This window comes from Sinorhizobium sp. KGO-5 (assembly GCF_036245905.1).
In the GTDB taxonomy this organism is placed as follows: domain Bacteria; phylum Pseudomonadota; class Alphaproteobacteria; order Rhizobiales; family Rhizobiaceae; genus Sinorhizobium; species Sinorhizobium meliloti_A.
In genome coordinates, this window is record NZ_BDIZ01000001.1 from 1,889,707 (window position 1) to 1,898,352 (window position 8,646).

The 8,646-nt window shown below is 62.7% G+C and carries 10 protein-coding genes and 1 pseudogene; 3 read left to right on the forward strand and 8 right to left on the reverse strand.

The annotated features are described in order from the left end of the window. The first annotated feature begins 256 nt into the window (after nucleotides 1-256). The 3 genes from BHD07_RS09085 to sugE all read left to right on the forward strand — a co-directional run bounded on the left by BHD07_RS09085 (nucleotide 257) and on the right by sugE (nucleotide 3,441). Nucleotides 257-1,654, forward strand: a complete 1,398-nt coding sequence (locus BHD07_RS09085) for a DegQ family serine endoprotease (RefSeq protein WP_338279255.1) — start codon at nucleotides 257-259, stop codon at nucleotides 1,652-1,654. Then, on the forward strand, nucleotides 1,651-2,961 hold the full coding sequence (locus BHD07_RS09090) for a replication-associated recombination protein A (protein ID WP_338279257.1): 1,311 nt from the start codon (nucleotides 1,651-1,653) through the stop codon (nucleotides 2,959-2,961). Before BHD07_RS09085 ends, BHD07_RS09090 begins: the two co-directional genes overlap by 4 nt. Before the next feature lie 165 nt (nucleotides 2,962-3,126). After that, on the forward strand, nucleotides 3,127-3,441 hold the full coding sequence (sugE, locus tag BHD07_RS09095; RefSeq protein WP_338279259.1) for a quaternary ammonium compound efflux SMR transporter SugE: 315 nt from the start codon (nucleotides 3,127-3,129) through the stop codon (nucleotides 3,439-3,441). A 120-nt stretch (nucleotides 3,442-3,561) separates the two neighbouring features. Here the strand turns inward: sugE and BHD07_RS09100 are convergent, their stop codons facing one another. From BHD07_RS09100 to BHD07_RS09135, 8 genes and pseudogenes are all read right to left on the reverse strand, one after another. Beyond that, nucleotides 3,562-4,347: an ATP12 family chaperone protein gene (locus BHD07_RS09100; RefSeq protein WP_338279261.1), complete on the reverse strand. Its 786-nt coding sequence runs from the start codon at nucleotides 4,345-4,347 to the stop codon at nucleotides 3,562-3,564. After that, complete coding sequence (locus tag BHD07_RS09105) at nucleotides 4,340-5,005, reverse strand: HAD-IA family hydrolase (protein WP_127712649.1); 666 nt, start codon at nucleotides 5,003-5,005, stop codon at nucleotides 4,340-4,342. The genes BHD07_RS09100 and BHD07_RS09105 overlap by 8 nt, the downstream gene beginning before the upstream one ends. Continuing rightward, nucleotides 5,005-5,997 (reverse strand): RluA family pseudouridine synthase, encoded by a 993-nt coding sequence (locus tag BHD07_RS09110; RefSeq protein WP_018099565.1) that lies wholly within the window; start codon nucleotides 5,995-5,997, stop codon nucleotides 5,005-5,007. The genes BHD07_RS09105 and BHD07_RS09110 overlap by 1 nt, the downstream gene beginning before the upstream one ends. Nucleotides 5,998-6,035: 38 nt before the next feature. After that, nucleotides 6,036-6,413 (reverse strand): fluoride efflux transporter CrcB, encoded by a 378-nt coding sequence (gene crcB, locus BHD07_RS09115; RefSeq protein ID WP_018099566.1) that lies wholly within the window; start codon nucleotides 6,411-6,413, stop codon nucleotides 6,036-6,038. 33 nt (nucleotides 6,414-6,446) lie between these two features. Then, complete coding sequence (gene fghA, locus BHD07_RS09120) at nucleotides 6,447-7,280, reverse strand: S-formylglutathione hydrolase (RefSeq protein WP_338279265.1); 834 nt, start codon at nucleotides 7,278-7,280, stop codon at nucleotides 6,447-6,449. A 16-nt stretch (nucleotides 7,281-7,296) separates the two neighbouring features. Beyond that, the gene (locus BHD07_RS09125; RefSeq protein ID WP_100672255.1) at nucleotides 7,297-7,956 is read right to left on the reverse strand and encodes a DUF1345 domain-containing protein; all 660 of its coding nucleotides are present in this window, start codon (nucleotides 7,954-7,956) and stop codon (nucleotides 7,297-7,299) included. Nucleotides 7,957-7,978: 22 nt separating this feature from the next. Further along, on the reverse strand, nucleotides 7,979-8,419 hold the full coding sequence (locus BHD07_RS09130; RefSeq protein ID WP_018099569.1) for a YaiI/YqxD family protein: 441 nt from the start codon (nucleotides 8,417-8,419) through the stop codon (nucleotides 7,979-7,981). Nucleotides 8,420-8,494: 75 nt separating this feature from the next. Next, nucleotides 8,495-8,646, reverse strand: a pseudogene (locus BHD07_RS09135) (S-(hydroxymethyl)glutathione dehydrogenase); the annotation flags it as partial.

An 8,646-nucleotide genomic window follows, 5' to 3' on the forward strand; every position in this document is an offset into this window, starting at 1 on the left:
AATACGCAAATGAGCAGAGTTTCGATCACCGGAAAAGGCTGGCGAGACCACGTTTTTGTGCATGACTCGTGAACGTCGCCTGCGTCTTTGGGGTGGCAAGGCCGAGCAATCGGCGCGCAGCACGTACTCCTATGAATTCCCTGATGAAACGACCCGTCCTTGCGGCTGCATTGCGTTGGATTGTCGGGCGACAGGTTTGCCTTTTTCAGTGCGAAATCCTATCTGAACGTAGCAGCAACGAAAGGGAGAATGCTTCATGATCTTCGGCCATCGCGCTCTCGCGGCTCTCGTGCTTGCTGTTGCCATATCGACACCTGCGATGGCCCAGGATGCCAGGACCGTGCCGCAGTCGCGGTCGGAGATGCAGCTCTCTTTCGCGCCGCTCGTCAAACAGACGGCGAATGCGGTCGTCAACGTGTATGCCGAGCGCGTGGTTGAGCGTCGCTCGATTTTTGCCGGAGACCCTTTCTTCGAGGAATTCTTCGGGCAGCGGATGCCGAATCGCACCGAGAAGCAGTCGTCTCTGGGGTCGGGCGTGATCGTCGGCCGCAATGGCCTGGTCGTGACCAACAACCATGTCATCGAGGGCGGCGACGATATCAAGGTGGCGCTGGCCGACGGGCGTGAGTTCCCCTGCAAGGTCATATTGAAGGATGATCGCCTCGATCTGGCTGTCATGAAAATTCAGTCGGACGGTCCGTTCGACATCGTCCCGATCGGTGATTCCGACGCGGTGGAGGTCGGCGACCTGGTTCTGGCGATGGGCAATCCCTTCGGCGTCGGGCAGACGGTGACGAGCGGCATCGTGTCGGCGCTCGCCCGCAACCAGATTTCCAACGGCGATTTCGGCTTTTTCATCCAGACGGATGCGGCGATCAATCCGGGCAATTCCGGCGGCGGCCTGATCAACATGAAGGGCGAGTTGATCGGAATCAACACCGCGATTTTTTCGAGAGGCGGCGGTTCCAACGGCGTGGGCTTTGCGATCCCCGCCAACCTGGTCAAGGTTTTCGTTGCCTCCGCTGAAGGAGGCAACGGCTCGTTCATCCGTCCCTTCGTCGGGGCGACTTTCGAGCCGGTGACTTCCGATGTGGCCGAGGCGCTCGGGCTTGAGCGGGCCCGCGGGGCGCTGGTGACGGCGGTCGTCGCAGGCGGTCCGGCGGAGAGCGCCGGCATGCGCCCCGGACAGGTGGTCACCGCCGTCAACGGCGTACCGGTCGAACACCCCGATGCGCTTGGTTATCGTCTGACCACCGTGGGGATCGGCCACGAGGCGCGGGTTACGATCTCGGAGAACGGCAGTTCGCGCGAAATCGCCCTCAAGCTTGAGCGGGCGCCGGAAACACAGCCACGAGACGAACGGCTGATCGAGGGGCGCAACCCCTTCGCCGGCGCTGTCGTGGCAAATCTCTCGCCGCGGCTTGCGGACGAGTTGCGCATGCCCACGTCGCTGCAGGGTGTGGTCATCACCGAGATCAATCGCGGCTCGCCGGCTGCACGTATCGGCCTGGAACCGAAAGATATCGTTCGTTCAGTCAACGGGACGGCAATCGATAGTTCGAAGACGCTGGAAGGCGTCGTCGCCGAGGATGCCTCCTTCTGGCGTGTCGAGATCGAGCGCAACGGCCAGATCATACGTCAGTTCTTCCGATGAGCGATCTCTTCGCCCCCCATGAACCTCCTGAAATGGCCTCGGCAAGGCCGCTGGCCGATCGCCTGCGCCCGCGCACGCTGGCGGAGGTGACCGGCCAGGAGCATCTGACCGGCCCCGACGGCGTGCTCACACGGATGATCGCTTCCGGATCCCTCGGCTCGATGATCTTCTGGGGCCCGCCGGGAACCGGCAAGACAACGGTTGCCCGTCTGCTTTCAGGCGAGGCAGGTCTCGCATTCGAGCAGATTTCGGCAATCTTCTCCGGCGTTGCGGATCTTAAGAAGGTATTCGAATCTGCGCGCGCCCGGCGCATGTCGGGGCGCCAGACGCTGCTTTTCGTCGACGAGATCCATCGGTTCAACCGGGCGCAGCAGGACAGCTTTCTGCCGGTCATGGAGGACGGGACCGTCATCCTGGTCGGCGCCACCACCGAGAACCCGTCTTTCGAGCTTAACGCCGCGCTTCTGTCGCGGGCCCGCGTCTTGACGTTCAAGCCGCATGACGAGGCCAGCCTCGAGGAACTTCTGAAGCGGGCGGAGGCAACCGAAGGCAAACCGCTGCCGCTCGATGACGATGCGCGGGCCAGCCTGATCCGCATGGCGGACGGGGACGGCCGGGCGGTGCTGACGCTCGCGGAAGAGGTATGGCGGGCGGCGCGCCGGGACGAGATATTCGATTCCGCCGGGCTTCAGGAGATCGTCCAGCGCCGCGCGCCGGTATACGACAAGGGCCAGGACGGCCATTACAACCTGATCTCGGCGCTCCATAAATCGGTTCGGGGGTCCGACCCGGACGCGGCGCTCTATTATCTCTGCCGCATGTTCGATGCCGGGGAGGATCCGCTCTATATCGGCAGGCGGCTGGTGCGGATGGCGGTCGAGGATATCGGCCTTGCCGATCCGCAGGCACTGGCGATCTGCAATGCCGCCAAGGATGCCTATGATTATCTCGGGTCCCCCGAAGGGGAACTGGCTCTTGCCGAGGCCTGCGTCTATCTTGCAACGGCGCCGAAGTCGAACGCGGTCTATACCGCCTACAAGGCGGCGATGCGCGCGGCCAAGGAGAACGGATCTCTGCTGCCGCCGAAGCACATCCTCAACGCTCCGACGAAGCTCATGAAGGGGGAAGGCTACGGCGACGGCTATCGTTACGATCATGACGAGCCCGACGCATTCTCCGGCCAGGATTATTTCCCCGAGAAGATGGGCAGAAAGACCTTCTACGATCCCCCGGAGCGCGGCTTCGAACGTGAGATCCGCAAGCGGCTGGAGTGGTGGAACAAGCTTCGGCGCGACCGGAATTCGTGAGGGCTCGCCCCAGCTCCGTCACTCCCGCAGGGCTGCCTTGCCACAGGATGCCTTGCTGTCCCGATGAGCCCGTGGCATAGAAGAACCACATCGCAGACGGCTGCACGGATCGAATGGATCCGAACTTCCGCGGGGACGGCCTCGCTCCACATGAAGGAGTTCGATATGGCCTGGTTCACGCTGTTGCTCGCCGGAATTCTCGAAATCGGCTGGGCGATCGGTCTCAAATACACGGATGGATTTACGCGGTTCACGCCGACTGTGCTGACGGTCGGGTCGATGATCCTGAGCGTCGTTCTGCTCGGAATAGCGGTGCGTTCGCTGCCGCTTGGCACGGCCTATGCCGTGTGGACCGGCATCGGCACCATCGGTACCGTCATTCTCGGCATCATTCTGTTCGCAGAGCCCGCAACGGCGATGCGCCTCGGCTGCATCGGCCTTATCGTCGCGGGCATCGCCGGTCTGAAGCTCGTCGGCTGACGTGTTGGACCACTGAAATTCTGCCCCTCATCCGGCCTGCCGGCCACCCTCTTCGCGCCAGCGGGGCGAAGAGACTCGCGGCGCCCCGGCAGGGGGATGAGGAGCAAGTGACCCTTCACGTCACTTCAGCGCGTCGAGTACGACCGCGGCAGCCAGCATTTCCCGCCAGCGGTTTTCGCGCCGTCTGAATGCCTCTTCGTCTGTTCCCCACTGTTCGATCTGCCAATCCTCGTCGACATGAGCGGCAGCCCATGCCTGTTCGGCGGAGAGCCTGCCCATGGCGAGGGCAAGAGCGAGCAGGGCGGATCCGGTCAGGCTGGTGACGGTGTGCAGGCAGGCGAGGCCGAGCGGTGTCGCAAAGCCGCGCAGGCCCTCGGCAAAGGCCGAGACCGCCTCCGCCGGTTGTTCCTGATGGATCACGCCTTCCACGAGAATGAACCGGGCGCCGAGCGTCCGGGCGGCCCAGTCGATTATCGGATTCCAGTGCTCGTTCTGCCGAGCGACGAGTTCTTTCGGGCTGTCGGCTCGATAGCAGAGGAGATCGCTGCCGACAAAACGGACGATATCGTCGAAGACCGCACGATCGTCGAGCGCAACTCCGTCGATCGCGGTGTTGACGATCCGCGTGAGCGGCATCGCCGAGGGATCGATGATTTCGGTCTGGGCGTCCCACTCGGCTGCCAGCAGCCCTGCGAGCTTTTCGGTAGGTACGGTGAGCGCCCGTTTGGCCGGTGTGCGTACTGACCTTCCGTCGAGGAGCACGGCGTATCCGCCGTCATCCGCCGGTGCGGCGCTCGCCTGCTTGTAGAAGCGTTTCGGCAGCGGTTTCTGCATCTGGATCTGGGCCCGGCGCACAGGATCGTCGTGGCTCAGCGCACCACTCAGTTCGTCGCGAATATCAGGCATGGCTATGGTCCATCCATTCGATTATGTCTGCCGGAACGCGGGCGATGTGATCCGCACCGGATGCCATCAGCTCCGGGACACTGGCGTAACCCCAGGCGACGCCCAGGGCATCGGCGCCGGCGGCCTTCGCCATCTGCATGTCATAGATCGCGTCTCCGATCACGATCGTGTCGCGGGGATCGACTCCGGCCTCCGCGCAGCACTCCGTCACCATGGCGGGATGCGGCTTCGAGGGGCAGTCGTCCGCCGTGCGGGAGACGAAGAAAATCTTGTCGAATCCATGCATCGCCGCGATATGCGTCAGACCTCGCCTCGATTTGCCGGTGACGGCGCCGATCAGCAGTTCGTCGCGTCCGGCCAGGGTCTGCATCATCTCCGCAATGCCCGGAAACAGCGCTTCGCTGCAGCCGGGTTCGCCTCGTACCGAGGCGAATATAGATTTGTAATGCGCCGTCATTGCGGTCGCCCGGTCGTCAACGTGTTCCTGCCCCATGAGCCGGGCAATGGCGATATCGAGAGTGAGGCCGATGATCGCCTTGGTCGCGTCCGCTGTCGGGCGATCCAGATCGAAGGCCTCGAAGGTGCGGGCCATCACCTCATGGATCAGTCCCGCGCTGTCGACGAGCGTTCCGTCGCAATCGAAAAGGACGAGCTTCATCACTCTTCCTCGCCGGCGGCGTTTTCGTCGAAGCCGAGCAGATTCCAGCTCTGCACCATGTGCTGGGGCAGGGGAGCGGTGATCTTCAGCCGCCCGCCGTTCGGATGCGGAATATCTATGTGCCGCGCATGAAGGTGCAGCCGGTTCTGCATGCCGCCGGGGAAGGTCCAGTTGACGTCCGCTTCGAAGTATTTCGGATCGCCGATGATCGGATGGCCGATATGGGCGGCGTGGACGCGCAGCTGGTGCGTGCGGCCGGTATAGGGTTCCATTTCCAGCCAGGCGAGGTTCTGCCCGGCTTGTTCGACGATCCGGTAATAGGAGATGGCGTGGTCGGCGCCATTCTCGCCGTGCTTGGCAATCCGGACACGGTCGCCATCGGGCGTGGGCTCCTTTACGAGCCAGGTGGAAATCTTGTCTTCCCGCTTGCGCGGCACGCCCCTGACCAGGGCCCAGTATGTCTTCTTGGTGTCGCGCTCGCGAAATGCCGCGGTCAGCTGTTGCGCAGCCCCACGCGTGCGGGCGACGACAAGTACGCCCGAAGTATCACGGTCGAGACGATGGACGAGGCGCGGCTTTTCGCCCTTCTGGCTGGTCCAGGCCTCGAGCATCTTGTCTATATGCCGGTTGACGCCCGAGCCGCCCTGAACGGCAAGACCGGCCGGTTTGTTGAGCACGATGACCTTGGCATCCTCATGCAGCACCATGCGCGACAGAAGCTCCCCGTCCGGCGATTGACGCAGGTCCCGGCCGCCGATCGGGCCGGATTTCGCTTCCTTGGGATCGACGCCGAGCGGCGGAATGCGGATCGTCTGGCCGGGTTGTATGCGCGTGTCGGATTTTGCCCGCGCCCCGTCCACGCGGATCTGTCCGGAACGCAGCAGCTTCTGCAGCGGACCGAAGCCCAGTCCGGGGAAATGCACCTTGAACCAGCGGTCGAGACGCATTCCCGCTTCGTCGCTGTCAACCTGCCTGTGTTCTATGCCCGCCATTTTGCAGAAATCCGCCTTCTTTTCTTTAAAGGCTGGCTTTAGACCATTGCGCGCATCAGGGCCAGCCCGGCGAACACGGCAAGTATCGAAAGACCGACGCTCGCCACGATATAGGCGAGGCCGCTCATCGTCTGCCCGTGTTCCAGAAGGGTGATCGCGTCGAGCGAAAAGGCCGAGAACGTCGTGTAGCCCCCCAGCACGCCGGTGATCAGGAACACGCGTATTTCCGGCGAGGCTCCCATCTTGTGCATGATGAATTGCGCCAGAAAACCGATCAGAAAGGAACCCGTAACGTTCACGAACAGCGTCCCCCAGGGAAAGACGGGTCCGGCGCGCTGCAGCATCCAGAGGCCGACGAGGTAGCGCAGGACGGAGCCAAGAGCGCCGCCGGCACCGACGAGGAGGATATGGTTCATCAAATCGTTCCGATCCGAGAAGGCTGCATCCTGTCAGCCGAGCCTCTCGGCGTGCCACCTGAGATGGTCGTCCATGAAGGTCGAGATGAAATAATAGGAATGGTCGTAACGCTCATGCATCCGGAGCGTAAGCCCGATACCCGTTCCTTTGACGGCTTCTTCGAACAGCCAGGGGCGCAGACCGTTTTCGAGGAAGCTATCCGCCTTGCCCTGGTCGATCAGGAATTCCGGGAAGCGGGCTCCGTCCTCGACGAGGGCGCAGGCATCGTATTTCCGCCAGGAGGTCTTGTCGGGACCGAGGTACTTCTCGAAGGCACCGACCGACCAATCGGCGGAAGACGGCGCGACGATCGGCGCGAAAGCGGAGCAACTCTTGAAACGCTCGGGGTCCTTGAGAGCGACGGTCATTGCGCCATGCCCGCCCATCGAGTGGCCGAAGATACCCTGGCGGCTCATATCCACGCGGAAATGCTGGCCGACGAGGGCCGGGAGTTCTTCTGTGATGTAGCTGTACATCCGATAGTGCTCGTCCCAGGGCTTCTCCGTCGCATCGAGATAGAAGCCGGCGCCCTTGCCCATCTGCCAATTGGTGAGCTCATCGGGAACATCCGCCCCTCTTGGGCTCGTATCCGGGCAGACGATGATGAGTCCCAGCTCCGAGGCCATGCGGCGGTACTCGCCTTTCTCCATGACATTGGCGTGGGTGCAGGTGAGGCCGGAGAGATACCAGAGAACGGGGCGAGGCTCCGTGATCGCCTGCGGTGGTACAAAGACGGCGAAGGTCATTTCGCCTTTGCAGGCCGTGGAATCATGAGCGTAGACGCCCTGCATGCCGCCGAAGGCCGTGTTCTGCGAGATTACTTTCATTCTTTGCTCCTGAATTTCATGGGGCGGCGCCCGCAAGCTGAACCGCGGCATTGACGGCGGCGGCGACGAGCACCGTGTTGAAGAAGAACGAGACGATAGCGTGCATCAGGTTCACGCGGCGCATCGCCGTTGTCGTGATGGCGACATCCGACGTCTGCGCCGTCATCCCGATGACGAAGGCGAAATAGAGGAAATCGTATCCGCCGGGACTGTCGGTCTCCGGGAATGCAAGACCGCGCGCTGCGGGATTGCTGGCGGGATCATTGCGGTCGGCAAGCCAATAAAGATGAGCATAATGCAGCGCCGCCATGGTGTGGATCGTCGCCCAGCCGAGCGCAACCGCTGCGAAGGCGATGGACAGCCCCACCGCGCCGCCGCCCCCGGCGCGGTTCAGCGCGAGGAACAGAGCCACCAGCGACGTCGCCGCGGCAACGAGCGTCACCAGGAAGATGATTGGCTCCGGCTCACCCGTGTCGCGCGCATTGGCCTGGAGATAACTGCCGGTAAGTTTGGGAAGCCGCAAAGCCGTGATCGACAGATAGATAAGGAAAAAGAGGATGGCCGCGACCTCGATTGCTTCTGCGCGGAATAATGCAAAACCGATGGGCAGGCTGACCAACCCGCCCGTCAGGGCGAGATAGAACGGCCAGTGCCGCAGGCCTGCCTTCCGATCCATTCGCCGCCTCCGTTCGCCGGTTCTACCTTTTTACCCGTCGGCAGAGTCGGTCAAGCGTTTCGAGAAAAGCGGAGCGGTCGCGGGAGGTGAGGGCGGCGTTATAGCCTTTGCTTTCCCCGGTCTCCCTGAGATGGGCCGAGAGATCGCGCATCGCGGATGCCATGCCGATGTTGGTCTCGTCGAAGACGCGCCCGGTCGGCCCGGTGACGAGCGCTCCGGCGCCGACACAGCGCACGGCAAGCGGCACGTCGGCAGTGACGACGATGTCGCCGTCCCTGGCGCGTTCGGCGATCCAATCATCCGCTGCGTCGAAACCGGCCGATACGATGACGTTGCGAACCATCGGATCGCGCGAGGGGCGCAGGCCGGAATTGGCGACGAAAGTCACCTCCAGGCCATGGCGCTCGGCCACCTTCAGGATTTCCGGCTTTACCGGGCACGCATCGGCATCGACATAGATCATCGGGGATAGCTTCCGGCAGGCAAAAAAGCGCCGGATTCAGTGGCCTCCGGCGCTTTCCTGAATGAGATTGCGAACTCAGTAGACAACGACAGAGCGAATGCTCTCGCCGGAATGCATGAGCTCGAACCCCTTGTTGATGTCCTCGAGCGGCATGGTGTGGGTGATCATCGGATCGATCTCGATCTTGCCCTCCATGTACCAGTCGACGATCTTCGGCACGTCGGTGC

Bases quoted from the DNA above. Each gene is read 5' to 3' on its own strand.
- BHD07_RS09105 (WP_127712649.1), bottom strand. From the start codon at position 5,005: ATGAAGCTCGTCCTTTTCGATTGCGACGGAACGCTCGTCGACAGCGCG.
- BHD07_RS09130 (WP_018099569.1), bottom strand. From the start codon at position 8,419: ATGATCTATGTCGATGCCGATGCGTGCCCGGTAAAGCCGGAAATCCTG.
- BHD07_RS09100 (WP_338279261.1), bottom strand. From the start codon at position 4,347: ATGCCTGATATTCGCGACGAACTGAGTGGTGCGCTGAGCCACGACGAT.
- crcB (WP_018099566.1), bottom strand. From the start codon at position 6,413: ATGAACCATATCCTCCTCGTCGGTGCCGGCGGCGCTCTTGGCTCCGTC.
- BHD07_RS09090 (WP_338279257.1), top strand. From the start codon at position 1,651: ATGAGCGATCTCTTCGCCCCCCATGAACCTCCTGAAATGGCCTCGGCA.
- sugE (WP_338279259.1), top strand. From the start codon at position 3,127: ATGGCCTGGTTCACGCTGTTGCTCGCCGGAATTCTCGAAATCGGCTGG.
- BHD07_RS09110 (WP_018099565.1), bottom strand. From the start codon at position 5,997: ATGGCGGGCATAGAACACAGGCAGGTTGACAGCGACGAAGCGGGAATG.
- BHD07_RS09085 (WP_338279255.1), top strand. From the start codon at position 257: ATGATCTTCGGCCATCGCGCTCTCGCGGCTCTCGTGCTTGCTGTTGCC.
- BHD07_RS09125 (WP_100672255.1), bottom strand. From the start codon at position 7,956: ATGGATCGGAAGGCAGGCCTGCGGCACTGGCCGTTCTATCTCGCCCTG.
- fghA (WP_338279265.1), bottom strand. From the start codon at position 7,280: ATGAAAGTAATCTCGCAGAACACGGCCTTCGGCGGCATGCAGGGCGTC.